A 25,597-nucleotide genomic window follows, 5' to 3' on the forward strand; every position below is an offset into this window, starting at 1 on the left:
TCAAAAGGCTGCTGGAGCTCTGCTGTTGAAGGAGAGCCGAGTATGCCCGCGATTGCTCACTTCTCCAGCGCGCGCGGTGCCACGTCGACGTGCGCGGCCGGCAACCCTTCACGACTGCGCGCGGCAATTTGCCTGTAGCCGTCTTCCAGGTGGCGCACGAAGCGCGGCGTGTCGAAGTAGCCGCTGCGCGTTTCCTTGGCCCGCGAGAGCCGCGAGCGCAGCGCGGCCAGCTCCTCGGGGTGCGTGGCGTAGTGGATGGCCTTGTCGACGTACTCCGCGTGGCTCGCGGCCACCAGCTCCGGCAGCCCGATGGCGCGCAGCAGGCTGCCTGCCATGCGCGACACCATCGTCGTGCCGGTGAGCGCCAGGAGCGGCACGCCCGACCACAGCACGTCGTTCGCGGTCGCGCCGCTGCTGTAGGGGAAGGTGTCGATGAACAGGTCCGCAAGCCCGATGCGCGCCAGGTGCTGGTCGACCGGCATGCGCGGCGACACGATCAGCCGTTCGGCCGCGAGGCCCGCCTTCTCCCATTGCGCGCGCAGGTTCTGCTCGAAGCCGTTCGGGCCCTGGGCCAGCCACAGCACCGAGTTCGGAATGCCCTGCACGATGCGCACCCAGGCCTCGAAGGTCTCGGGCTGGATCTTGAACGACTGCGAGAAGTTGCACAGCACGAAGGCGTCGTCGGGCAGGCCGTGCTCGGCGCGCGTGGGCCTGTGCGGATTGACCGGGCGCTTCGTATCGATCACCTGGAAGGTCTCGGGCAGGCGCAGCAGCTTCTCGGAGTAGCAGTCTTCCGTGCCCGGCGGCGAGAGGAAGTTGTCGGACACCAGGTAGTCGTAGCTCGGCGTGCCGCTGGTGCCCATGTAGCCCAGCCACATGAGCTGCGCGGGCGCCGCGTGGTAGGCCATCACCTGCGGCTTGGCTCCGCGCGTGTCGCCCGAGAGGTCGACCAGGATGTCGATCTCGTCCTCGCGGATGCGCTCGGCCATCTGCTGGATCGACTGGCCCTGCATGTCGACGAAATGCTCGGCCGTCGCGGCGATGCGCGCCCGCGCGGGATGGCCGTCGTCCGGGCCGTAGGAGTAGACGAAGACTTCGAAGTCCTTGCGGTCGTGCTGGCCGTAGAGCTCGGCCGTCAGGTGCGCCACCGGGTGGTTGCGGAAGTCGAACGAGTAGTAGCCCACGCGGATGCGCGGCGAGGTGCGGCGCGCGCCCGCGTCGGCAAATGGCCTGATGGCCGCGTTGCGGTCGGCCAGCAGGGCGGAGCGCTGCGTCCAGTTCATGAGGCGGCGCGCGTCGTCGTAGTTCGACATCAGGATGAACGACGACACCGTCTGGTCGTTGCTCGGGTTGTCCAGCAGCGCCGCGATCCGCTCGCGCAGCTCGGGCACGCCGTTCCAGTCGGCGATGTGCGCCTTCTCGCCCAGCATCCACACCATGGCCGGCATGAAGTCGGGGTCGTCGCGCAGGCATTGCTCGAACTCCGCGATGGCTTCCTTCGACTGGCCGGCCATCACGTAGGTCACGCCCAGGTTGCAGCGCGCGAGCACCTGGCGCGGATGCACTTCGAGGGCTTTCTTCAGCACCTCGATGGCGGTGTCGAAACGGCCGAGCCGGAAGTTCACCGTGCCCAGGTTGTTCAGCAGCAGCTCGTGCTCGGGCAGGCTCTCGAGTGCGAGCTTGTAGAGCTCGGCCGATTCGGCGAAGCGCATCGACACGCCCTCGAGCGCGCCGCACACGCCGTAGAGCGCGGCCACGCCCTCGGGGTCGGAAAGAGCCTTGTGGCGCTCCTCGGCCGGCCAGTTGCGCATGGCGCGCTGCATGGGTTCGATGGCCTCCTCGGTGCGTCCGCACGCCTGCAGCGCGCGGGAAAGCATGAAGGCGGCCTCGCTGTCCAGCGGATCGGCGGCGGCCTGCTCGTACGAGCCGAGCGCGGCGGCCCAGTCCTTCTGGTGCGCGCGGATCTTGCCGATGTTCTTGTGCGCGGCGGCGTAGCCGGGGTCGAGCGCCAATGCCTGGCTGAACTGCGCGATCGCCTCGTCGAAGCGGTCCTGCTCCATGTCGATCGCGCCGGCGTTGTTCCATGCCGCGGGCGCCTGCGGCGCGAGCCGCGTGGCCTCGGCGGCGGCTTCGCGCGCCTGGCGGAACTTCTTCTGCTGGCGGTAGACCGCCGACAGGTTCACGTATGCCTCGGGGTAGTTCGGCTGAGCCTTGATCGCGCGGCGCAGATCCTGCTGCGCCTCGACCGGCAGGCCCATGTGCATGAAGATCGTCGCGCGGGTGTTGAAGTAGAAGTGATGCGGCGACCGCGCAATCGCCTGGTTCACGTAGTTCAGCGCCAGCTTCGGCCGGCCCTGGCGGTACAGCGCCTCGCCGCTCAGGTGCAGTGCGTCGGCATGCTGGGGAAAGTGCGACAGCAGTGCTTCATAGACCTGCAGGGCTTCGGCGAAACGGCCCACGCGGTGCAGCGCCAGTCCCTGCTCCAGAAGCTGGCCGGCGTCCGCGGCCGGAGTGGAAGGAGCGGGAGCGAGAGAAGGTGAGTTCATGAAGCCGTGTGATGGACGGGTCAGAGGAGGGCGGCCGCCTGGATGCCGGCCTTCGTACAAGTGAAAAAGGCCGGTCACCCAGTATAGGGGCCGGCCTTTCGTTTGCATCCGCTGGCATTCCCGCGGCGCAGGGGCGCCACGGGAGTGCCGCGCCGGATTACCAGGACCAGGAGGCGCCGATGCCGCCGCCGATCTTGCCGCTGCTGCCGCTGCCGAAGTTGACCTTGATCTGCGCGCCTTCGCCGATGCGGAAGCTGGCGGCCGCCGCGATGGCCGAGCGGCCGTCGTACGAGCCCACGCCCACGCCGATGCCGAAGCTCTTGCCCGCTTCGAGCGCCGGCACCGAGGCGGCGGCCAGCGCGATGGCCGCGCCGGTGCTGCTGGTCTTGCGCATGTCCTGCACTTCGTTGCGGACCTGGTTCAACTGCGACATGTTCGCGGCGTCCGTCGGCAGTACGCCCGGAGCCACGTTCTGCACCCGGCCGTTGGCGACCACGCCGTTGCCCGCCGTGATGGTGCCGCCCGCATTCACGTTGCCGGTGACGTTGACCGTGCCCGCATTCAGCGTCGTGACGTTGCCGGTCACGGCGTTGATCGTGGTGATGTTGCCGGTCTGCGTGTTCAGCACCGTGATGTTGCCGTTGGCCGCGGTGATCGTCTGGAAGTTGCCGGTGGTCGCATTCACCGTGCTGGCGTTCACCGTGTTCGCGTTCACCGTCGTGGCGCTGACCGTGTTGGCCGTCAGTGCGTTGATGGTGGCGCTGGCGGCCGACAGGTTGGTGGTGCTGACGTTCGTCGCGCTCAGCGTGTTGATCGTGCCGCGGCTCGCCGTCAGGTTGGTGGTGCTGACGTTGGTGGAGCTCAGCGTGTTGATCGTGCCGGCGTTGGCCGTCAGGTTCGTCGTGCTGACGTTGGTGGCACTCAGCGTGTTGATCGTGCCGTTCGATGCCGTCAGGTTCGTTGTGCTGACGTTGGTCGAGCTCAGCGTATTGATCGTGCCGTTGCTGGCCGTCAGGTTCGTCGTGCTGACGTTGGTGGAGCTCAGCGTGTTGATCGTGCCGGCGTTGGCCGTCAGGTTCGTCGTGCTGACGTTGGTGGAGCTCAGCGTGTTGATCGTGCCGTTGTTGGCCGTCAGGTTCGTCGTGCTGACGTTGGTCGCGCTCAACGTGTTGATCGTACCGTTGTTGGCCGTCAGGTCCGTCGTGCTGACGTTGGTCGCGCTCAGCGTGTTGATCGTGCCGGCGTTGGCCGTCAGGTTCGTCGTGCTGACGTTGGTCGCGCTCAACGTGTTGATCGTGCCGTTGTTGGCCGTCAGGTCCGTCGTGCTGACATTGGTCGCGCTCAGCGTGTTGATCGTACCGGCGTTGGCCGTCAGGTTCGTGGTGCTGACGTTGGTGGCGCTCAACGTGTTGATCGTGCCGTTGTTTGCCGTCAGGTCCGTCGTGCTGACATTGGTCGCGCTCAGCGTATTGATCGTGCCGGCGTTGGCCGTCAGGTTCGTGGTGCTGACGTTGGTCGAGCTCAACGTGTTGATCGTGCCGTTGGCCGCCGTCAGGTCCGTCGTGCTGACGTTGGTGGCGCTCAGCGTGTTGATGGTGCCGTTCGACGCCGTCAGGTTGGTGGTGCTGACGTTGGTCGAGCTCAACGTGTTGATCGTGCCGTTGCTGGCCGTCAGGTTCGTCGCGCTGACGTTGGTGGCGCTCAGCGTGTTGATGGTGCCGTTCGTCGCGCTCAGGTTGGTGGTGCTGACGTTGGTCGAGCTGAGCGTGTTGATCGTGCCGTTGCTGGCCGTCACGTTGGTCGTGCTGACGTTGGTGGAGGTCAGCGTCGAGATGCTGCCGGTGTTTGACGTCAGGTTGGTGGCATCGATGTTGGTCGAGGTGATGCCGGTCGCCAGCACGTTGGTCGAGGTGATGCCGGTTGCCAGGATGTTGGTCGAGGTCAGCGACTGGATCGTGCCGTTGCCCGACGAGATGCTGCCGGTGGTCACGCTGCCCGCGCTGACGGTATTGGCCGTGATGCTGGTCGAGCTCAGCGTGTTGATCGTGCCGTTGCTGGCCGTTACGTTGGCCGTGCTGACATTGGTCGAGCTCAGCGTATTGACCGTGCCGTTGGCGGCCGACAGGTTCGTCGTGCTGACGTTGGTGGAACTCAGCGTGTTGACGGTGCCGTTCGATGCCGTGAGGTCGGTGGTGCTGACGTTGGTCGAGCTCAGCGTGTTGATCGTGCCGTTGGCGGCCGAGATGCTGGTCGTCGCCAGGTTGTTGATCGTGCCGTTCGCAGCCGTGAGGTTGTTCGAGCTGACATTCGTCGAGCTCAGCGTATTGACCGTGCCGCTGTTGGCGGAGAGGTTGGTCGACGTCACGTTCGTGGCAGAGACCGTACCAGCGCTGACGCTGCCGGCGGAGACGGTGCCTGCGGTGAGCGTTGCCGTGCTGATGCTGGTGGAGGTCAGGCTGTTGACCGTGCCGCTGCCAGCGGAGAGGTTGGTCGAGGTGACGTTCGTGGCAGAGACCGTGCCTGCGCTGACGCTGCCGGCGGAGACGGTGCCCGCGGTGAGCGTTGCCGTACTGATGCTGGTGGAGGTCAGGCTGTTGACCGTGCCGCTGGTGGCGGAGAGGTTCGTCGTGGTGACGTTGGTCGAAGACACGGTGCCGGCAGTGATGCTGCCTGCGGAGACGGTGCCCGCGGTGAGCGTTGCCGTACTGATGCTGGTGGAGGTCAGGCTGTTGACCGTGCCGCTGGTGGCGGAGAGGTTGGTCGTGGTGACGTTGGTCGAAGACACGGTGCCGGCAGTGATGCTGCCCGCAGACACGGTGCCCGCGGTGAGCGTGGCGGTGCTGATGCTCGTGGAGGTCAGGCTGTTGACCGTGCCGCTGCCAGCCGAGAGATTTGTCGCAGTGACGTTCGTGGAGGACACGGTCCCCGCGCTCACGCTGCCTGCGGACACCGTACCTGCGGTGAGGGTGGCCGTGCTGATGCTGGTCGAGGTCAGGTTGGTGGCCGTGGCCGACGTTGCGCTGAGGCTGGTGGAGGTCACGCCGCCTGCGCTGACGGTACCCGAGGTGATGCTGGTCGCGCTCAGCGTGCGGATCGTGCCGTTGCTGGCCGTGACGTTGGTGGTGCTCACGCTCCCGGAGGACAGCGTCGTCGTCGTCACGCCGCCGACCGCGTTCAGGACGCCGCCGCCGTTGCCGTTGTTATTGTTGCCGCCGACGTTGCCGGCATTGACTTCCTGGCCACCGATGGTGACCTGGGCGTGAGCGACAGGCAGCGTCATCACATATCCGGCGCTCAGGAGCACCGATGCAAGAAGCTGGCTCACGCCTGGACGGCGAACAATGAAAGAGCGAACGCTGGGACGCTGGGATGTAGTCATTTGGACTTTCTTCCTTGAAGAATCAGTTGCCATTTCTGGTCTTCCAGGCGCCCTCGTCGCATGGAAGCAGGGTTGGGTTTCATCGAGTTACCCAATGCAACCGATGCTAGGAATCGAGGTCTTTGCTGAACATCACCGGTATCCGTAGTTCTGGATGTATGCACGCATGTCGATGCCGCTTCGACGAATGCATGCATGAGCCGCGAAGCCAACGCACATGCGGCTTCGCAGGCATCGTGAAGATCGCGTGGTGACGTTTCGATACGCGATTCCGGACGCGTTTCGTGTGGCGCGGTGCTACGTAACACGCGCGGTAACTCGCACGTAACAACGACGAAAAAACGGGCCCAGGACAACCCTCGCGAGCACTCGTTTTTCAGCCCTCTTCAGGCAATTTCTTCAACGAAATCAAAGTACTACACGCGTCGAGGCGCCGCGCGCGCCGGCGTTCGCACGGGCGGGCATTGTTCCTGCGGTATCTGAAACGAAAGTCAACATTTCGTTGCCGCCCACGGGTGGCGAGAGAGCCAGAGGACGTCGCGTGATCAATTTTTTCTTGGGCATCGACAGCGCGTGCAGCACGGACCAGGTCCGCTGCGAGAAGGCAGGAGAGCGGACATGGAAATGAACATCCACTACACCGCCGCGAGGCCGGTGCCAACGGCCGCGCAGTTGTATGGCGGCGTCTTTCATGCGGCGCTGATCGTCGCGGACGATTCGGCCTGCGCCGACCGCATGCGGCGCATCCTCTGCGAACTCGCGCCGCATCGCCGCGTGGTGGTCGCATCGGGGCGGGCCGAGGCATTCAATCTGCTCGCGGCATTGCCTTATGACCTCGTGCTCGTCGACATGCGGCTGCCGGGCAACGACGGTGCCGCGGTGCTGCAGCATGTGCGCCAGGCCTATCCGCGCATCGAGAGCATCGGCATGTCGGCCATCGACGACCAGCAGCTTGTGAATGCCGCGATCGCGGCGGGCGCCATCGGGTATCTACTTACGGAAGCCGACGACGCGGAGCTCGCGTATCTGCTGCGCTCGATCGAACGCGGCGGCTCGCCGATGGATTCGCGCATCGCGCGGCGCATCCTGGGTTCGATCGCCGCTTCCGCGAAGGCGCGCACGATCGAGGCCATCCGCGTGCAGGGCCAGCCATCGCCACAACAACAGCAGCAGTCGCAGCAGCAGCAACAACAGCGGCGCGAGGCTCCCGACTCCCGGCTGCCGCAGGGCCTGCTGTCGCCGCGCGAACTCAAGGTGCTGCGCCTGATCGCGCAGGGCTGGAGCAACAGGCAGATCGCCGAGGCGGTGTACCTGTCGGTCAACACCATCGAGTTCCACGCCAAGAGCATCTATCGCAAGCTCTCCGTCAAGTCGCGGACCCAGGCGGTCCACGAGGCGATGCAGCACGGTCTTCTGAACTGAAGTCCCCGCGGCGACAGTCTTCGTCGCCCTCTGCAGCCCCTGGCGGGCGCCCGCGGACGCGGCGCGCCCCGCCTGCGGTCGCCGGCCACGCGCATGGCAGCCATTGAATATCCTTACAGCGCCCCGCTACAATCGCGGGTTGACTCCTGCTCCAGCGAAGAAGACAAGAGGATCCCCATGAGTGACATGACCTCCGGCTCGCACCGGATCGACACCAGCAAGCGCACGTGGTTGATTGCATCCAGCTGCGCTGGCGTGGCGGGCGGCGTGGCCACCGCCATCCCCTTTGTGAGCACTTTCCAGCCTTCCGAGAAGGCCAAGGCTGCGGGTGCCGCGGTCGAGGTCGATATCTCGGGCCTCAAGGTCGGCGAGAAGATCACCGTCGAATGGCGCGGCAAGCCGGTCTGGATCCTCAAGCGCTCGCCCGAGCAGATCGCTGAACTCCCCAAGCTCGACGGCCAGCTGGCCGATCCGCTCTCCAAGCGTCACCCCGACGAATTCACCCCCAAGTACGCCCAGAACGAGCACCGCTCCATCAAGCCCGACGTGCTCGTCGTGGTCGGCATCTGCACCCACCTGGGCTGCTCGCCGACCGACCGCTTCCAGGCCGGTCCGCAGCCCTCGCTGCCGAACGACTGGGAAGGCGGCTTCCTCTGCCCCTGCCACGGTTCCACTTTCGACCTGGCCGGCCGGGTCTTCAAGAACAAGCCTGCGCCCGACAACCTGCCGGTGCCGCCGCACATGTACCTGTCGGACACCAAGCTCCTGATCGGTGAAGACTCCAAGAAGGCCTGAGGCGGAAGAAGAACATGGCTGAATTCCACGAGATTTCCCCCAACGCACCCGCCGGCGCCAAGCTGCTGAACTGGGTCGACAACCGTTTCCCGCTGAGCAAGCTGTGGAACGACCAGTGGGGCAAGTACTACGCGCCGAAGAACTTCAACTTCTGGTACATCTTCGGCTCGCTGGCGATGCTGGTCCTGGTGATCCAGATCGTCACCGGCATCTTCCTCGTCATGCACTACAAGCCCGACGCGAACCAGGCGTTCGCATCGGTCGAGTACATCATGCGCGACGTGCCGTGGGGCTGGCTGATCCGCTACATCCACTCGACGGGCGCCTCGGCGTTCTTCATCGTGGTGTACCTGCACATGTTCCGCGGCCTCATGTACGGCAGCTACCGCAAGCCGCGCGAGCTGATCTGGGTGTTCGGCTGCGCGATCTTCCTGTGCCTGATGGCCGAGGCCTTCATGGGCTACCTGCTGCCCTGGGGCCAGATGTCCTACTGGGGCGCCCAGGTGATCGTGAACCTGTTCGCCGCCATCCCGTTCGTCGGCCCTGACCTGGCCCTGCTGATCCGCGGCGACTACGTGGTGAGCGACGCAACGCTGAACCGCTTCTTCAGCTTCCACGTGATCGCCGTGCCGCTGGTGCTGCTCGGCCTGGTGGTGGCCCACCTGATCGCGCTGCACGAAGTGGGCTCGAACAACCCCGACGGCATCGAGATCAAGGCCAAGCGCGGCCCCGACGGTCATCCGCTGGACGGTATTCCGTCGCATCCGTACTACACCGTGCACGACATCTTCGGCGTGGTGGTGTTCCTCACGATCTTCTCGGCGGTGATCTTCTTCGCCCCGGAGGCCGGCGGCTACTTCCTCGAATACAACAACTTCATTCCGGCCGACTCGCTGAAGACGCCGAACCACATCGCCCCGGTGTGGTACTTCACGCCGTTCTATTCGATGCTGCGCGCGACCACCGACGACATGGTCAACGTGTTCTCGCTGATCATCGTAGCGGCCGCACTCTGGAATCTCTTCAAGGGCAAGTCGGGCATGGGCCTGAAGATCGCAGGCCTCGTCGTGGCTGCCGTCGTGATCTTCCTGCTCAAGACCTTCGACGCCAAGTTCTGGGGCGTGGTCGTCATGGGCGGCTCGGTCATCATCCTGTTCTTCCTGCCGTGGCTCGACCACAGCGAAGTCAAGTCGATCCGCTACCGTCCGGGCTGGCACAAGTACGTGTACGGCCTCTTCGTGTTCTTCTTCCTGATCCTGGGCTACCTGGGCATCCAGCCTCCCGGCGTCTGGGGCGAGCTGGCCATCGGTTCGTTCAAGCTGGACATCGCGCAGACCATCTCGCAGATCGGCACGCTCGTGTACTTCGGCTTCTTCCTGCTGATGCCGTGGTGGAGCCGCAAGGGCGAGTTCAAGACTGTGCCCGAGCGCGTGGTCTTCGCCGCCCATTGATGAGAACCAGAAGCCAAGAGAGCTGAGAGAAACACGATGAAGAAAAGCATTTCCGGCTGGCTCGCGGTCCTGGGTCTCGCGCTGGGCCTGACCTTCTCCGCGGCGGCATCGGCCGAGTCCGGGGGCATCGCGTGGGACAAGGCGCCCAACAAGACGAACGACGTGAGTGCCCTGCAGAACGGCGCCAAGCTGTTCGTCAACTACTGCCTGAACTGCCACTCGGCCGCCTTCATGCGCTACAACCGCCTGCAGGACATCGGCATCACCGAGCAGCAGATCAAGGACAACCTTCTGTTCACGACCGACAAGGTCGGCGAAACCATGAAGGCCAACATCGACGCGCGCCAGGCCAAGGACTGGTTCGGCACCACGCCGCCCGACCTGACGCTGGTCGCCCGCTCGCGTGCCGGCCACGGCGGCACCGGCGCCGACTATCTCTATACCTACCTGCGCACCTACTACCGCGACGAAACCAAGGCCACCGGCTGGAACAACCTCCTGTTCCCGAGCGTCGCCATGCCGAACCCCCTGTGGGAACTGCAAGGCGAGCGCCGCCCGGTCTACACCAAGGTCGAACAGCACGGCCACGAAACCGAAGTGTTCAAGGGCTGGGAGCAAGTCACTCCCGGCACCATGACGCCCGTGCAGTTCGACAATGCGGTCGGCGACCTTGTGAGTTACCTGCAATGGATGGCCGAACCGGCACAGAACACCCGCGTCCGTATCGGCGTTTGGGTGCTGCTGTTCCTGGCCATGTCGGTGGTATTCGTGTGGCGGCTGAACGCCTCGTACTGGAAAGACGTCAAGTAGTTCCGTGCACGCCGACCGGATACCCTCGGGCATCCGGTCCCACAGAGTGGGTTGCCAACGCGACCCACTCTTTTTGATTTTTAGGAGTCTCTCGCCATGATGGTCTTGTATTCAGGAACGACCTGCCCCTTTTCCCACCGCTGCCGCTTCGTGTTGTTCGAAAAGGGCATGGACTTCGAGATCCGCGACGTCGATCTCTACAACAAGCCCGAAGACATCAGCGTGATGAATCCGTACGGCCAGGTGCCGATCCTGGTCGAGCGCGACCTGATCCTGTACGAGTCGAACATCATCAACGAGTACATCGACGAGCGCTTCCCGCATCCGCAACTGATGCCCGGCGACCCGGTCGACCGCGCCCGCGTGCGCCTGTTCCTGCTCAACTTCGAGAAGGAACTCTTCGTGCACGTCTCGACGCTCGAGAACCGCACCACCAAGGGCAACGAGAAGGCGCTCGAAAAGGCCCGCTCGCACATCCGCGACCGTCTCACGCAGCTCGCGCCCGTGTTCCTCAAGAACAAGTACATGCTGGGCGACAACTTCTCGATGCTCGACGTGGCCATCGCGCCGCTGCTGTGGCGCCTCGACTACTACGGCATCGACCTCAGCAAGAACGCCGCGCCGCTGCTGAAGTACGCCGAGCGCATCTTCTCGCGCCCGGCCTACATCGAAGCACTGACCCCGTCTGAAAAGGTCATGCGAAAGTAAGTAAGCTTCGTGCCTGCTTTCATCGCTTTTCGCTGTCTTTCATGATCAACGCGCTCGAGTCGTCTTCCACCCGCCCGTACCTCATCCGGGCGCTGTACGAATGGTGCACCGACAACGGCTTCACGCCCTATGTCGCGGTGCAGGTCGACGAAACCGTCCAGGTCCCGCGCGAGTACGTGAAGAACGGCGAGATCGTGCTCAACATCAGCTTCGACGCGACCAGCTCGCTCAAGCTCGGCAACGACTTCATCGAGTTCAAGGCCCGCTTCGCGGGCACGGCGCGTGAAATCAGCGTGCCGGTGGGGCGCGTGATCGCGATCTACGCGCGAGAGAACGGACAGGGCATGGCGTTTCCCGCGCCGGCACCAGCCGTTTCGCAGGATGACGACGCCGGCGCTCCGGTGCCTGTCCAGGCACCCGCGCGAGCGCCGCTGCGCGATGCCTCGCGTGGCGGCAACGGCGGCACCGAGGGCGATGCCGGCAAGATCGTCCACCTGGTGACGGGCGAGGACGGCAGCGAGACCGTCGATGCCGGTGCGCCCTCCGACCCGGTCGACGAGCCGCCGCGCCCGCCGTCCGGTGGCGGTACGCGGCCGTCGCTCAAGCGCATCAAGTAATAAGCAGCAGTGGGTGGCGTGAGCAGCGCCGGGCCAGACCGGTCGGCGCCGCCACTAGAATCACGCACTGGAATTCAGCCGCTTTAGCTCAATTGGTAGAGCACCCGCCTTGTAAGCGGAAGGTCGTCAGTTCGATTCCGACAAGCGGCACCACGCAAAGAACCCCTGAGTCCTGAACCGGCTCAGGGGTTTTTTCATGCCGATGCCGACTGCGCAACTCCCTGCATCGCCAACCCCAGCATCCCAATCTGCCCCACCAGCGCCCCGCGCTGCGCCGAGCGCACGTTCTGCAGCACCGCCTCCAGCAGCGCCGCACTGCGCCCCAGCCCGGCCTGCTTCAGCCGCAGCACCTGTGCCTGCGCGCGCGACAGTGCCCCCCCGCTCTGGTGACGCAGGCCCTGGCGCAGCCACAGCGACAGCAGCTCCAGCGTGTCACCGGCCAGCGCGTTCAACGCGGGCACTTCCTCCGTGTCGCTCTGCAGGCCCAGCGGCTGCGGCGCGGCTGCTTCAACCTGCAGCACCACGGCGCGCTGTTCGGTCAGCAGGGTCAGCGGCTGCATGATGGCCTGGTCGCCCTGCAGGTGAACCGTGCCCGCCACCGCGCGCAGCGCGCCGTGTTCGCCGGCCAGCGTGCGGGCCAGCGCGTCGACGGCGCCGGGCGTGACCGCGCGATGCGGCAATGCCAGGTGCAGCCATGCGCCTTCCCCGGCGTCCGCCTCATCTGCATCTGTATCCGCCGACGCCTGCCCCAGCCGCGCGTGAAGCACCTGCGCCGCGGCGTCCCAGTGGCACGACGCCACTTCCATGCGCTCGAAGGCCACGACGTGCAGCTGCCCTGACGCTCCCGAGGAAGCACCGCTCGCGGCCAGCCTCGGCCTGACGAAATCGGGCTGCGCCTCGCGCAGGTGCGCCACCAGCGCGGCTACGCTGTCCTGTTTCAGCGGGGCAACGAGGTCATCCCACGACTTGGGCGACAGCGGCAGCACGCCTGTCTGCCGCGCACCGGCGGTGATGTCGACGAGCCCGTTGGCGCGGCGGGTCGCGGTCTTGGTGATGACCTGGCCGCTGGCCAGCTGCCGCAGCGGAAAGCCCGCGACGCGCCGGTTCATGAGGCTGGGTGCCGTGCCGCCGGCGGCGGCATCCGCGGTGCGCGACCACTGGCGCTCCAGCACGGTCACGTTCTGGGTGTCGGGGTCGGCGAAAAGGATGTTCGCGCCTTCGGCAGCCTCGTCGGACCAGAGTTCGGCCCCGAGCGAAACCAGCCGCAGGTGGTCGAGCGCGACTTCGCCCTTCACGCCGATGCCGAGGATCTGGCTGGCAGGCAGCACGGGCCGCGCCGTGCCTTCCAGCGGCCGGCCGGCATGCGCCGCCGCCTGCAGCCGCGCCCAAAGCTCGGTCATCACGCGCAGCAGGCGCAGCGGCTCGAAACGGCTGCTGCGTGCCTGCTGGGCCTGCAGGAGTTGCCAGAGTTCGTCGAGCGCGTCGTCCACCCAGCTCCAGCCCAGCGTGCGGGCCTGTTCGCGCACGGCCTCGAAGCGGGCGGCCAGTGCCATCGCCGGCTGGCTCGATCCGTCGAGCCAGAGCGACAGCAGCAGGGCGTCGATGCCGGTGCGCAGCGCGATCGCTGTCTCGCCCTGCATCACGGAGGGCGCCGGCGATGCGGCAGCGTCCTCTTCGGACGACGCGGCCGGCTGCACCTCGACCATCACCTCCGCCGAGCCCGGTTCCAGCGCCCCGGCCTGCCGGAACGCCCACAGCGCGATCACCACGTGCGCGCAGCCGCCGCCCTGCTTGCAGTCGCAGCGCGCATGAACCAGCGAGCTGCGCGAGAAGAAACGCACGCTGCACATCGGCAGGCGCGCGACGGGCGGTGCGCTCGCGCTGCGCCAGGCCTGCACGCCGACCACGGGGCGCCCGGCTGCGAGCTTGCCGGCCTGGTCGAGAACGGACGGCGCGAAGCTCGCTGCCAGGGCGGCATCGTCGAATTGGGCGGGGCTCCACGCGGATTCGGGCTCAGGTGGCGAGGCCTCGACGGATGCGATCGACGCGCCGCCCTCCGCCGGAGCCGTCTTCGCCTGCGCCTGGTAAGCCAGCACCAGCATCACGCGGTGCCTGCACATCCCGCTGGCCGGGCAACTGCACTGCGCGTCGCGCAGCGTGCGACCCGGCGGCAGGCTGGTGCGAACGCCGTCGTCGAACTGGGCCTGCACCGTGCCGTCGGCAGCGGTTTCCATGCTGGGCAGCAGCCCGGCCGCCACGTCCTTCTGCGCGCGCTTGACGAAGCCCGCGTTGGCCAGCGCCGTCAGCGCCTCGGGCGTGAGCTCGAGCAGGTCGGCGCGCAATGCGAGTTCGCCGCTCATCCCTGCACCTTCTCGGCCAGCCAGCCGGCGAGCTGGCCCGGCGTCATGGCGCCGATCTGGGCGCCCTCGCGAACCAGCCGCGCGGCCATCTCGCGGTCGTAATTGGGCTCGGCATTCGAGTCGAGCGCGGCCAGCCCCAGCACCTTGGCGCCGGACTCCACCAGCGCCTTCACGCGACGCACGAGCTCGTATTCGCTGCCGCCTTCGTAGAAGTCGCTCACCAGCACCACGATGCTCTTCGACGGGTTGGCGACCAGCGACTGCGCATAGGCCACCGCCTTCGCGATGTCGGTGCCGCCGCCCAGCTGCACTTTCATCAGCAGCTCGACCGGGTCGGAAACGTCGGCGGTCAGGTCGACCACCGCCGTGTCGAAGGCCACGAGCCGCGTGCGCATGCCGGGCAGCTGCCACAGGCAGGCGGCCATCACCGCGCTGTGGATCACCGAGTCGACCATCGAGCCGCTCTGGTCGATCAGCAGGATGATGTCCCACGGCTCCGCGTGCCGCTTCGTGCGGCTGATGAACACCGGCCGCTCCACGTAGAGCTTGCGGCGCTGCGGGTCGTAGCGGTGCAGGTTGGCTGCCAGCGTCTGCCTGAAGTCGAAGTTGCGCGCCACCTTCATGCGCGAGCGGCGACGCCGGTCGCGGCTGCCGCTGAAGGCCTGGCGCACTTCGGTGGCGAGTTTTTCCATGATGCGCCGCACGACCTCGGCCACGAGCTTGCGCGCGGCAGCCAGCACCTCGGGGTTCATCAGGTGCTTGGTGTGCAGCACCGCGCGCAGCAGCGATTCCGAAGGCTCGATGCGCTCCAGCACTTCGAGATTCGTCACCACTTCGTCGATGCCGTAGCGCTCGACGGCATCCTGCTCCAGCCGCTCGATCACTTCCTTGGGAAAGAGCGTGTGGATGGTGTTGATCCAGTCCGGCGTGCTCAGCGCCGAGGGCCCAAGGCCCGCGCTGCGTTCGCCGCGGCTCGCGCGGTCGCTGTCGCGGCCGTAGAGCCAGTCGAGCGCGGCATCGGCCGCCTGCGCCTCGGCACTGAGGCCGCCACAGGCCGCTTCGGCCGGATCGCCCAGCAGCAGGCGCCAGCGCTGCAGCGGATCGGGAATGTCTAGGCTCATGGGCGAGGGGCTTTCTCGGTGTCTTCTGCCAGCGTCACACCCCAGGCGGCGAGGCGCGCGAACACCGCGTCTTCCACGCGGCGGGCCTCGGCCAGCTGCTCGGGCGGGGCTTCGCCGCTGCGATGCGCGGTGAGGGCCCGGCGCGAGAGATGCGTGGCGTCGTGCAGCGCCAGCACTTGGTCGGCGAGCAGGCCGCGCTCCTGCGGCGGCAGCCAGGCGAAGGCGGCGCGCAGGCTGGGCATGGCGCGCACGAAGTCGGCGTTGTCCAGCGCCTGCACGGTACGGTCCATGCCGGCGACGAAGGCGGGTTCGGAAGCGAGCGTCTCGCGCGCCAGCGCCAGCAGGCCGGTGAGCGCGTCGCCGAGCACGGGAGCCGGCAGTGAGTGCAGAAGCTGCATGGCCTCGGCCACGCCGCTCTCGCCCTGCGCATGCGCGTCGTCGGTGCGGCCCGCCAGGCTCAGCGTCGCGCCCAGCGCGGCGCCGCGGCTCACCGGCGCGGCGGCGGGGTCGGCGGCCTTGCGCTGCCACACGGCAAGCGCGCGCGCGGGCTCCACGTCGAGCAGCGGCGGCGCGTGAATGTCGTGCGCGTTGTCCTGCGCATGGGCCAGCACGTCGGCCACGATGCGGCGCAGCGCCAGATGCCCTTCGAGGTGCGACTGCATGTCGGCCGGCGCGATGGCGGCGGGCGGCTCCAGCAGCCACAGTGCGCGGTCGAAGCCCGACTCGATGACCACGCGCAGCACCGGCGCATCGGCCATGCCCAGCATCTGGCCGTGGCGCAGCAGCGTCTGAAGCACGGAAAGGGCAGGGCCCAGCGCCTCGAAGCGCGGTTCGCCGGCGATTGCGCCGCGCAGCTCGCGCAGCAGCGTCTCGCTCAATGCGGAGAGCCCCGCCCACGCGGCCTGGTTGAGGCCGTCGGCCAACGGCCCGATGCGGCCCTGGGCCTGGCGCAGGTCGTCTTCCAGCCGGGCGCGTGCGGCGTCGTGCAGGCTCGCGCCCCAGGCGCCGGCCTCGATCAGCGCGGCCTGTTGTTCCAGCGGCTCGGCGAGCGACCACAGCTCGGTGCGCTCGCCCGACATCGCGAGCTTCGGGCCCTGCGTGCGCCGCACGCCGGGCAGCCGCAGGATCGCCAGGCGATGCAGCACGCGGCTCTTCGCGCGATCTGTTTCGGTGAGCAGATCGAGCTTGAGCTGCCCGCGCAGCGCGATGCCATGCGTCGCGAGTTCGGCCTGCACGGCCGCCACCAGCGGCGGCTGCGGCGTGCCGGGTGCGAGACGGCCGACGGTGTCGCCGGCCAGCACGTCCATGGCCTGTACCAGCACGGGGTCGGTGCCGGGGCGGATCGCGCCGCGATAGGTCCAGGGCAGCGGGGCGTCGAGCGCGTCCTTCACCAGCGCGCCGGCCAGCGCGTCGAGCCAGTCGGAGCGCAGCGGCTTCTCGTGGCCGCGCAGCCGCGCGAGCCCTTGCGCGCGCAGGTGCACGGCCATCAGGTCGGCGGTGGAGGCGGCCAGTTTCTTCTCGCGCAGCCGCTGCATCACCTGCTGCAGCGCGCGGTGCGCGGCGCCTTCGGGGCCGTGGTCCCAGACCCACTGGTAGTAGGCCGGCGAGGGCATGCCCGAGGCATAGCCCGCGAAGGCATCGAGGCGCTTGAAGGTGTAGGGCACGAGATAGGAGCCGAAGCGCAGCGGAGCCTGCGGGCCGTCCGTCTGGCGTTCCTCCGCGTCTTCATCATCGTCGTCGCGGAGCTCCGCCGAAGGCTGCGGTGTTTCCGGCAGCGTGGCGGGCAGCCCCTGCCACAGCCGCGCCAGCGCGGGCGCGTGATAGCCGCCGCACACCACCAGCGCCTGCGCGCGGCCGGCCTCGCCCGGCTGCGCCATCGCCCAGGCGATCCAGCGCGCCATCATGGCTTCGCGCGCCTGGTTGCCCCGCGAACCGGGGTCCTGGCCGCGCAGGTGGTCGAAGTAGGTGGACAGGCGCCGGGCCAGCTCGGCCGCGTCGCAGCCGTCCTCGAACAGGTGGTCCCACAGCGCATCGCGGCCCTGCACCGAGAGCTTCTCGGTCAGCGCGCGTTCGTAGGCCTCGGCGCGCTCCTCGTGCTCGTGGTCGGCCACGTCGGCATAGCGGTTCTCCATGCGCGAGAAGGCGTCGTGCCAGGCCGGCAGGTCGATGAAGCGCACGGCCGCGCCCACTTCGCGAGCCACCTGCAGCGCCTGCCACTCGGGCGAATGCTCGGCAAAGGGCGACCACGAGCCGCGGTGGGTGCGGTCGCCCGAGAGATAGCTGTAGATCGCCACCGGCGGGCTGTGCGGCAGGTACAGCTCGTCGAGCCGCTCGTTGAAGTCGGCCGGGCCCTCGATGAGCACGTACTTGGGGCGCAGCGTTCGGATGCGCTCGGCCACCAGCCGCGCGCAGGCCGGGCTGTGGTGGCGCACGCCGACGATGTGAGGCGATTCGCTCATCCTCGTCACCGATGGCGCGCCAAGCGAAGCGAAGGCCCTTCGCGGAACACCGCGGAACCGGCTTGGCCGGGCCGCAGGTGTTGCCCCCTGCAAGGGGGTTGGCGAAGCGACACGAAGTGCGCGAAGCCTGGGGGGTTGCTCATATCAGGGCAGTCGGTGGCGGGCTTCGTAGTAGGCGCGCCAGTGGGTGCCGCTGCGCTTGGCGGCCTTCTGCTCGAAGTAGCGCCGCAGCTTCGCGCGATCGTCCGCGTTGTCCTTCACCACCGTGCCGGCGATGCAGTCGACCAGGTCGGCCGGCGAGCCCTCGCGCTGCTCGAGGAACCATGCACGCACGCCCACCGCGTGCGCCACGTTCACGGCTTCGGCGGTGGACATCACGGCGGTGAGGCGGTCCATGGCTGCGTCGCTGCCGCCGTTGCCGCCATCACCCTTGGCGGGCGCGCCGCGCAGGTCGCGGAAGGTCGACACCAGCAGCTCCAGCACGGGAGCGGGCACCGTCTTCGGAATGCCGCTCTGAGCGAGCAGCCGTGCGGAAGACTCCTGCACCAGCGCCAACTCGCGGTCGAAGTCGAGAATGGGAAACACCGTCTCGAAGTCGAAGCGCCGCTTCAGCGCGGCGCTCATCTCGTTCACGCCGCGGTCGCGCGTGTTGGCGGTGGCGATGATGTTGAAGCCCTCGCGCGCATAGAGCATGCCGTGCTCGCCCGAGAGTTCGGGAACGGCCATCACGCGATCGGAGAGCATGCCCAGCAGGCAGTCCTGCACTTCCAGCGGCGCGCGCGTGATTTCCTCGAAGCGCACCACCTGGCCCTGCTGCATGCCCAGGTACAGCGGCGCCGGCACCATCGCGCGCGGGCTCGGGCCTTCGTTGATGAGCAGCGCGTAGTTCCAGCCGTACTTGATCTGGTCTTCCGTGATCGATGCGCCGCCCTGGATGGTGAGCGTCGAGATGCCGGAGATGGCGGTGGCCAGCAGCTCCGAGAGCATCGACTTCGCCGTGCCCGGCTCGCCCACCAGCATCAGCCCGCGCCCCGTGGCCAGCGTGACCAGCATGCGCTCGATGCTGGCCACCGGCGCGACGATCTTCGGCGCGATGTCCAGCGCCGTGTCGCCGAGGATGAAGGAGCGCGCGGCCTTCAGGCTCAGCACCCAGCCGGGCGGGCGCGGGTCCTTGTCCTGTGCCTGCAGCCGTGCGAGCTGCGCGGCGTACAGGATCTCGGCCGGCGGGCGCTGGAGTTGCTGCTGCGCCGTCGCGGCAGCGTCTTTGGACTTGTTCGATGTGGCCATCTTTGAAATCGGTCGGGTCAATGTTCGGGAGCACCGCGCGGCCGGCTTGCCCGGCCGCGGGCGACGAGCCTCATGCCGCTCGCAGGCCTTCCATGTCGCGGATGAGTTCGCTGGCGGAAATAGGGTCGAGCAGGTGCAGCTCCTCGGCCTCGCTCATGTCGCCCCAGCCCGAGGGCTTGCCCACCTGCACCTGGCCCAGCGTCTGCTCGGGGTATTCGTCCACCATGCCGACGATGATGCCGGGGTCCAGGCTCAGCTCGATCACGCGGCTGGTGCCCAGCGGCTTGCTGAAATACCAGATGCAGCCGGCGTCCTGCGCCTGGCCGCGGCGCCAGCCCTTGTTGGCCAGCCCCAGCACGCGGCCGGTGGGCACCTTCACGTCCTTCCAGCGTTCCAGCTTCAGGCTCTTCTTCTCGTCGTCGGTCAGCGTGTAGATGTCGCGGCCGATCTGCGCGAAGGGTTGCAGCAGTTCGTAGTCGACGAACACCTGGCCGAAGGCCGCGGCGTCGGCGGCCGGGAGGTCGAGCGCGTGCGGTACGCCGATGCGCAGGTTGTCGCCGGTGGGCAGTTCGAAGGCATCGTCTTCCGCCGTGGTGTAGCTGCCGTCCTCCGCCACGCGGAAGCAGGCCTTCAGCGTGCCGCCGTAGCTGCCGCCGCCCGCCACCTCGTACACGCCCCAGATCAGCCGCTGCACGATGTGGCGCACCAGCGGATGCTCGACAAGGAAGGTGCGGAACACGTCGGGCGTCCAGCGGCGGCGCGCGCACATCGCCACCTCGAGGCGCAGCAGCTGCTGGCTCGCGACGGTGCGCGCGTCCTTCTTGAGCAGCTTGAAGCGCTCGACGGCTTCCTTGCTCAGCTCGGCGTCGTCGGTCTTCTTGGGCTTGGGCAGGTCGGGCAGGCGCGCGCCGTCCACGCCGTCGGCACCGGTCTCGCGCACATACGGCTTGAGCGTCTCGTCGAAGCCCACCTTGAAGGCGCGAGGACCGAAGTCCAGCCGCATGGTGCCCTGCTCGTCGAGGCCGAGGTCGGGCGCGAGCCGGTCTTCGAGTTCCTCGGTGCTCAGGCCGCGCGCCTCGGCGATGGCGTCGATCTTCTCGCGCGCCTTGTCCTGCAGGCCCTTGAACTTGACCTTCTGCGCGATGCCGTTGAGCAGCATCAGCGCCACGTCGCTGCCGATGCCCGCCAGGACGTCGAGGCCGGTCACCGCGCGCGCGTGCGCCGATTCGCCGGGCCATGCGCGGATGAAGGGCGTGAGCTTGCGCGCGGTGTCGTCGTTGCCGAGGAAGCCCAGCGAGGTGAGCGCCCAGCCTTCCTTGCTCGGGCCGCCGGCTTCGAGCCAGGCGGTGAAGGCGTCCCAGGCGAATTCGGCGAGCGAGCCGGCGTCGCAGGCTTCCTTGACCACCGCGATGCCGCCGTAGATTTCCTCGTTGGTCGGAAAGGTCAGCATCTGGCCCAGGTGATCGAGCGCGTCGTCGGGCAGCGCCTTGCCGTTCTTCAGCGTGGGCCGGCGCCAGCCGCGCGGTTGCCAGAATTCGGGCAGCTTCGAGCGTCGCGTGGGGAAGCGGTCGAGCGGGCTTTCCTCGAGCACCGCGCGCAGGGCTTCCACCACCTCGGGCTTGCCGTAGCGGCCGGCCACTTCGAGCAGCAGCGCCTCGTGGCCGTTGGCCTGCAGCAGGCGCAGGGCGGAGCCTGCGCAGTCGCGCGCCTCGCCGGCCTTGCCCAATGCGGGCGCGATCAGGCCGCAGGCGGTGTGCTCGGGGTACTTCAGCAGCCATTCGCGGCCTTCGGCGCGAAGCGTCTTGAGCTTGGCGAAGGCGCGCGCGGCCGGCATGGCCAGTTCGGCGGCGCCGTAGTACAGCGCGTACGAGAGGTTGTCGGTGGGCTTGGAGCGCACCATCGCCACCAAGCCGGGCAGCACGGCGAGGCCGTGGGTGGCGAGGATGCGGCCGATGTCGTCGCTCTCGGCTTCGCCTGCCACGGCGTTCCAGAACGCGATGCCGATCGGCGCCGGCAGCAGCGGCACGAAGCTCGCGTGGAAGCTGAACCAGTAGTAGCGGTCCTTCTTGCGCTCGGCCACCATCTCGCGCCAGCTCGTGACGAGCCCCTCGGCGTTGCCGGCGGCGATGGCGGCTGCGGCGGTCTTGGCGAAAGGCACGAGGCTCTTGCGGCCCTTGTCGAAGCCCAGCTCGTCCAGCAGCGTCTCGACGTTCTTCGCGGCGGCGTCATGCCGGCCGGTCTGCCACGAGTTCAGGCGCAGGGCGCTTTCGCGCTTGCCTTCGGCCCATTGCTCGACCGGCGCCACGGCCAGCGGCTCCAGCACCAGCGCGCCGGCGGCCTTCTTCTGCACCTTGGCGAGCCATGGCGGCGCGGCCAGCACGCCAGGCAGTTCGCTCGCGTCGGCCACTTCGGTGGGGCCGGCGAGCAGCGAGAGCTGCTTGTCGATCACCGCCTGCGCGCCCGCGTCGAGCCACGGCCGCAGTGCCGGCAGCGCGGCGCCATGCGCGCGCAGCAGGCGCGTGAGGCTGGGCGTGACGAGGTTGGCGTCCTTGCCGCCCGCCGCGACCAGCCGCGACAGCGCCGGAATCGCCGCCATCGGCCAGCGATCGACGGCCAGCGCCAGCCGCGCCAGCGCCTGCTTCGAGCTGCCGGCGACGCGCGCCAGCGCCTGCACGGCCTCGGGCGTGCCGATGCAGGCCAGCGCATCGCCCGCGTGGTCGTTCGCGGCGCCGCGCTCCAGCACCGCCACGGCGTCCACGCCGCGCTCCTGCACCATCGTGCTCGTCATGGAGCCGCTGCCCCAGAAGCCGGACGAATAGCTCAGGCGCACCTTCGCGGCCAGCGCGACGGCGTCGGGGTCGGTGGCCGTGAGCTGCAGCCAGTGCATGGTCTCGGGCGCGGACTTGTCGGCGGCCAGCGTGTGCACGAGCGCGTTCGAGATCTCGGGCGCGTCGGGCAGCAGCATCGCGAGCGCCGGCTGGCGCATCGGGTGCACCTTGGGCAGGCCGGCCTCGATGCGGTCGCGGCAGTCCTGCCAGACCTCGGGCGCGGCCAGCGACAGGTGTGCGCGCAGCGCCTGCTCGCCGGCTCCCAGCGGGCCGTAGTAGGAGCTGCCCATCTGGCGCGTGACGGTGGCGGAAAAACTGTACTGGTGCTTCTTCGTCGCCCGGTCGTAGGCGGACTGCACCTCGATCTGCTGCGCGGCGAGCACCATGTCGATGGTGTCCGGCAGCCCGTATTGCTTGACGAGGTAGGTCACCACCGTCTCGCCCATCTCGCTCGTGTTGTAGCTGCCGCCGGTGCCCAGCGCGAGCGCCAGCAGCACGGTGTCGGCCTCGGCATCGGGCGCGGGAATGGGCTGCGTGCTGCGGTCGATCATGCGCTGGGCGGCGGTGCGCAGCGCGGCATCGGTGCCCGTCATGTTGACGTTGAGCTCCAGCTTGCGGCGCACCGGCAGCCATGCCGCGCCGGCGCTAGGCAGCTCTTCGAAGGGCTTGGCCGGAAAGCGGCGCGAGGGAAAGGCTTCGCGCTGCATCTCGGGCGAAAGCCGCACGGGCGTGCCGGCCGCGAGCCACGGCGGGGTGTCGGCGCTCGCGGCCACCAGCTCTGCGCCGGCGGGAGCAGGCGTCGAGGCTTGCGCGGCGGCGCCCAGTTCCTTCGCGAGGGCCTGCGCGTTCTTCGCGGGCGTGCAGCTGGTGCCCCAGCCGTACAGCAGGCCGGTGTTGCGCAGCCGCTTGAAGGCGAGGGCGGCGCCCTGTTCGCTCACGCCGTGCTGGCGCTTGAGTACGGCGACCGTGATCACTTCCGTGGCCGCGATCTGGTCGGCCTCCATCTGCGCGCGCACCGCCTCGAAGGCGCGCTCTGCCTGCGCGTCGATGCTCTCGGCGGGGGCTGCGGGAGCAGCTGCCGCGGCGGGCTCCTGCGCTGCTGGTGCGACGGTTTCCGCCTTGTCCGCCTTGGGTGTCGTCTCTGCCTTCGGCTTCGCCTCGGTCTTGCCGATGGCCGTGCCTGCGGCCACGCCGACCTCGCTGTAGCCCTTGCCGGTCTTCTCGGTCACCAGCTTGGTGAGCGCGGCCGAGGCCTTGGTGGCGTCGGCGAAAGACTTGGTCTGGCTCTGGCCCGCGGTGCCGATGCGGCCCCAGCGGATGTTGAGTTCGGTGTCTGCCTGCTCGATTTCCCAGAATTTGCTGGCGGTTCCTTCGATCAGTTCAAAACGGCGCATGGAAAAAACGTCCTCCTGTGAATCGATGAAGTGCGGTCGGCAACGACGGCTGCGGGCCCTTGCGACGGGCGCGCGGCTCATTCCTTCCGCTGGGTTCGCCGCCGAGGATAAGGGGCCGGCATGAAGGCTTTGCCCTCGCGGGGCGCCTGGCGGCAAGAAGATTTCGCTTCGGGCACCGGGCGATGCGACGCGGGTACGAAAAAATCATTCACGAGGCCGCGCCGCCGGCCTGCTGGCGCTGCCCGAGTTCGCCCGCGAAGGCATAGGCCGGGCCCATGCGCTGCCGGTTGCAGTGCTGCAGCGCGCGTTCGGCCGCTTCGAGCAGGCTGGTGAGCGTGTCGCCGTCGCCGGGATGGCAGGCGATGCCCATGCTGAGTTCGCCGCCCGCGAGCAGCCGGCCCTCGTAGGCCACCGGCCTCGCGCCGGCGGTCTCGATGCGGATGGCCATTTCCGCGAGCTTCTGCCGCGGCGGACTGCCGACCAGGAGGATCGCGAAGCTGTCGGCGCCGAGCCGGGCGATCATGTCGTCCGCGCGCACCTGCTCGCGCAGCCGGTGCGCGATGGCCGCCAGCACCACGTCGCCGCCCGCGCGGCCGTGCCGCTCGTACACGGCGTCGAAGCCGTTGAGGCCGATCAGCATCAGGGAGAAGGTGCGGTCCTCGCGCAGCCATTCCTCGGCGCGCAACTCGAAACTGGCCTCGCTCGCGGCGCCCGTGAGCGCGTCGATTCCTGGAGCCGCCATCAGGGCCTGCGCGCGGGCCTCCTGCGCTCTCTCGGCCCGGATGCGCGCGCCGGCGGCCAGTGCCAGCAGCACGAGTTCGACGATCACCGCGGCCTGCGCGAGGTTCGCGTGGCCGGGCGTCCAGGGCTGTCCGCCCCAGGCGGGAAGATGGGCGGCCGAGACGCCCGCCAGCAGCAGCACCGCGCCAGCGCAGAAGAGCAAAACTGGCCACGGCGTGCGGCGGCGCACCGCCAGCGCGGCCACCACCAGGATCACCGTGGAGGCGGCGATCAGCGCCTGCAGCACGCGAAAAATCCAGGGCAGGCTGGTCTCGATGGCGGCGTACAGCGCGGCAAGCGCCAACGCGGCGAGAAGCCCCAGGGCGGTCCGGTCAAGACGCGGCGTAAGCCGCGACAGCCGCAGCAACTGCCGTGCGAATTCGAGCCGGCATGCGGCCCACAGCACCAGCGCCAGCGCGGCCCAGTGCGCGAGCGGCCCGTCGGGCGCGAAGCGGTCGAGCCCCGTGAAGGCTGCCAGAGCGAAGCCGCAGGCCAGCACGTACCAGCCGTGCATTCGCGCGCCCGACACCTGCAGCAGCACGAGGCCGCAGACCATCAGTCCGGCCAGCAGGCCCTGGCTCATGCCGCCGGACATTTGCGACGGCAATGAAGGTTGCGGGGGCCGCTACTGCGGCTGGCTGAAAGAAAGCTGGTGCTGGGCTGCATCGGGCGGCTCGGTGCGGATCGCCGATCCTACCGCCCGGTGCTGAAACTCAGACGAAAGGCCGGGCATGCTGCGGCTGTGCGCTGCCGGGCTCGGCGATCCTGCGATGCTGCTCGGCCAGCCTGGGCGCGGGCATCACGCGCGAGAGCGCCACCTGCATCCTGTTGCGCCAGCCCGCGATCACGCCGCTTTCGCCGCGCATCATCGCGTCGAAGCCGGTTCGCGCGACTTCGGCCGGATCGGCCTTGTGCTCCTGCTGGCCGACACGCGTGTCGAGCATGTCGGCGCGCGCGAAGAAGTGGGTGTCGGTCACGCCCGGCATCAGGCAGGTGACCGACACGCCCGTGCCCTTCAGCTCGTTGCGCAGCGCCATCGCAAAGGAATCGATGAAGGCCTTGCTGCCGTTGTAGACCGCCTGGAAGCTTCCCGGCTGGAAGCCCGCGATGGAGCCCGTGATGAGGATGCGCCCCCGGCCCGCCTCGCGCATGCGGCGGCCCACGCACTGCACCAGATAGATCGTGCCGGTGATGTTCGTGTTGATGACGTGCTGCACGTCGTGGAAATCCTGGTCCAGGAAGCCGTGCCCCAGCCCGTGCCCGGCGTTGGCGAACAGCGCGGCCACGAGGCGGCCTTCGGTGGCGGCCAGCAGCGTGTCCACGCCGTCGCGCGTGGCGAAGTCGGCTCGCACCGAGAACACGTTGGCGCCGAGCATGCGCAGCTCGGTCTCGGCCTGCGCCAGCGGCTCGTCGGCACCGATCAGCAGGTCATAACCCTTGCGCGCGGCGAGCAGCGCGAGCTGGAAGCCGATGCCGGAGGAGGCTCCGGTCACCACGGCAAGGGGGCGGTTGTCCAGGCGGTCGTCGGGGTGGATGTCTGTGGTCTGCATGTCGTTCTCCTTGAGGTCGACGATGAAGTTCGTCTCATCGCAGCGGTGGTTGTTCAAGTCCACCGTAGAACGACCGCCCGACGCATGCGT

The 25,597-nt window shown here is 68.3% G+C and carries 15 protein-coding genes and 1 tRNA gene; 7 read left to right on the forward strand and 9 right to left on the reverse strand.

Annotation, left to right across the window (positions count from 1 at the left end; translation table 11 throughout):
* Positions 1–56 precede the first annotated feature (56 nt).
* The gene (locus SFB74_RS07210; protein ID WP_432730088.1) at positions 57–2,546 is read right to left on the reverse strand and encodes a tetratricopeptide repeat protein; all 2,490 of its coding nucleotides are present in this window, start codon (positions 2,544–2,546) and stop codon (positions 57–59) included.
* 157 nt (positions 2,547–2,703) lie between these two features.
* A complete protein-coding gene (locus SFB74_RS07215; RefSeq protein WP_432730089.1) occupies positions 2,704–5,826 on the reverse strand; it encodes a beta strand repeat-containing protein in 3,123 nt (1,040 codons plus the stop codon).
* Between the two features lie 717 nt (positions 5,827–6,543).
* On the opposite strand from SFB74_RS07215, the gene SFB74_RS07220 reads away from it, so the two are divergent.
* From SFB74_RS07220 to SFB74_RS07250, 7 genes are all read left to right on the forward strand, one after another.
* Positions 6,544–7,347 carry a LuxR C-terminal-related transcriptional regulator gene (locus tag SFB74_RS07220; protein WP_432730090.1) on the forward strand — a complete coding sequence of 268 codons (804 nt, stop codon included), beginning with the start codon at positions 6,544–6,546 and terminating at the stop codon, positions 7,345–7,347.
* Positions 7,348–7,524: 177 nt separating this feature from the next.
* A complete protein-coding gene (petA, locus tag SFB74_RS07225; protein WP_432730093.1) occupies positions 7,525–8,142 on the forward strand; it encodes a ubiquinol-cytochrome c reductase iron-sulfur subunit in 618 nt (205 codons plus the stop codon).
* Between the two features lie 14 nt (positions 8,143–8,156).
* Positions 8,157–9,593, forward strand: coding sequence for a cytochrome b (locus SFB74_RS07230; protein WP_432730094.1), 1,437 nt, complete (start codon positions 8,157–8,159; stop codon positions 9,591–9,593).
* Positions 9,594–9,629: 36 nt separating this feature from the next.
* On the forward strand, positions 9,630–10,403 hold the full coding sequence (locus SFB74_RS07235; protein ID WP_019654379.1) for a cytochrome c1: 774 nt from the start codon (positions 9,630–9,632) through the stop codon (positions 10,401–10,403).
* Between the two features lie 96 nt (positions 10,404–10,499).
* A complete protein-coding gene (locus SFB74_RS07240; protein ID WP_007835362.1) occupies positions 10,500–11,111 on the forward strand; it encodes a glutathione S-transferase N-terminal domain-containing protein in 612 nt (203 codons plus the stop codon).
* 41 nt (positions 11,112–11,152) lie between these two features.
* A complete protein-coding gene (locus SFB74_RS07245; protein WP_432730096.1) occupies positions 11,153–11,728 on the forward strand; it encodes a ClpXP protease specificity-enhancing factor in 576 nt (191 codons plus the stop codon).
* A gap of 77 nt (positions 11,729–11,805) precedes the next feature.
* Positions 11,806–11,881: transfer RNA gene (locus SFB74_RS07250), tRNA-Thr, on the forward strand.
* Positions 11,882–11,922: 41 nt separating this feature from the next.
* Here the strand turns inward: SFB74_RS07250 and SFB74_RS07255 are convergent.
* The 7 genes from SFB74_RS07255 to SFB74_RS07285 all read right to left on the reverse strand — a co-directional run bounded on the left by SFB74_RS07255 (position 11,923) and on the right by SFB74_RS07285 (position 25,507).
* Complete coding sequence (locus SFB74_RS07255) at positions 11,923–14,088, reverse strand: SWIM zinc finger family protein (protein ID WP_432730098.1); 2,166 nt, start codon at positions 14,086–14,088, stop codon at positions 11,923–11,925.
* Positions 14,085–15,209: a VWA domain-containing protein gene (locus SFB74_RS07260; protein WP_432730100.1), complete on the reverse strand. Its 1,125-nt coding sequence runs from the start codon at positions 15,207–15,209 to the stop codon at positions 14,085–14,087. The genes SFB74_RS07255 and SFB74_RS07260 overlap by 4 nt, the downstream gene beginning before the upstream one ends.
* Positions 15,206–17,668: a DUF5682 family protein gene (locus SFB74_RS07265; protein ID WP_432730101.1), complete on the reverse strand. Its 2,463-nt coding sequence runs from the start codon at positions 17,666–17,668 to the stop codon at positions 15,206–15,208. Before SFB74_RS07265 ends, SFB74_RS07260 begins: the two co-directional genes overlap by 4 nt.
* 144 nt (positions 17,669–17,812) lie before the next feature.
* Positions 17,813–18,955: an ATP-binding protein gene (locus SFB74_RS07270; protein ID WP_432730103.1), complete on the reverse strand. Its 1,143-nt coding sequence runs from the start codon at positions 18,953–18,955 to the stop codon at positions 17,813–17,815.
* Between the two features lie 70 nt (positions 18,956–19,025).
* Positions 19,026–23,177 (reverse strand): WGR and DUF4132 domain-containing protein, encoded by a 4,152-nt coding sequence (locus SFB74_RS07275; protein ID WP_432730104.1) that lies wholly within the window; start codon positions 23,175–23,177, stop codon positions 19,026–19,028.
* 208 nt (positions 23,178–23,385) lie between these two features.
* A complete protein-coding gene (locus SFB74_RS07280) occupies positions 23,386–24,540 on the reverse strand; it encodes a diguanylate cyclase domain-containing protein (RefSeq protein WP_432730105.1) in 1,155 nt (384 codons plus the stop codon).
* Positions 24,541–24,670: 130 nt separating this feature from the next.
* On the reverse strand, positions 24,671–25,507 hold the full coding sequence (locus tag SFB74_RS07285; protein WP_432730106.1) for an SDR family NAD(P)-dependent oxidoreductase: 837 nt from the start codon (positions 25,505–25,507) through the stop codon (positions 24,671–24,673).
* Positions 25,508–25,597 lie beyond the last annotated feature (90 nt).

Origin of the sequence: Variovorax xiamenensis, assembly GCF_050916385.1 — a bacterium.
Taxonomy (GTDB): Bacteria; Pseudomonadota; Gammaproteobacteria; order Burkholderiales; family Burkholderiaceae_C; genus Variovorax.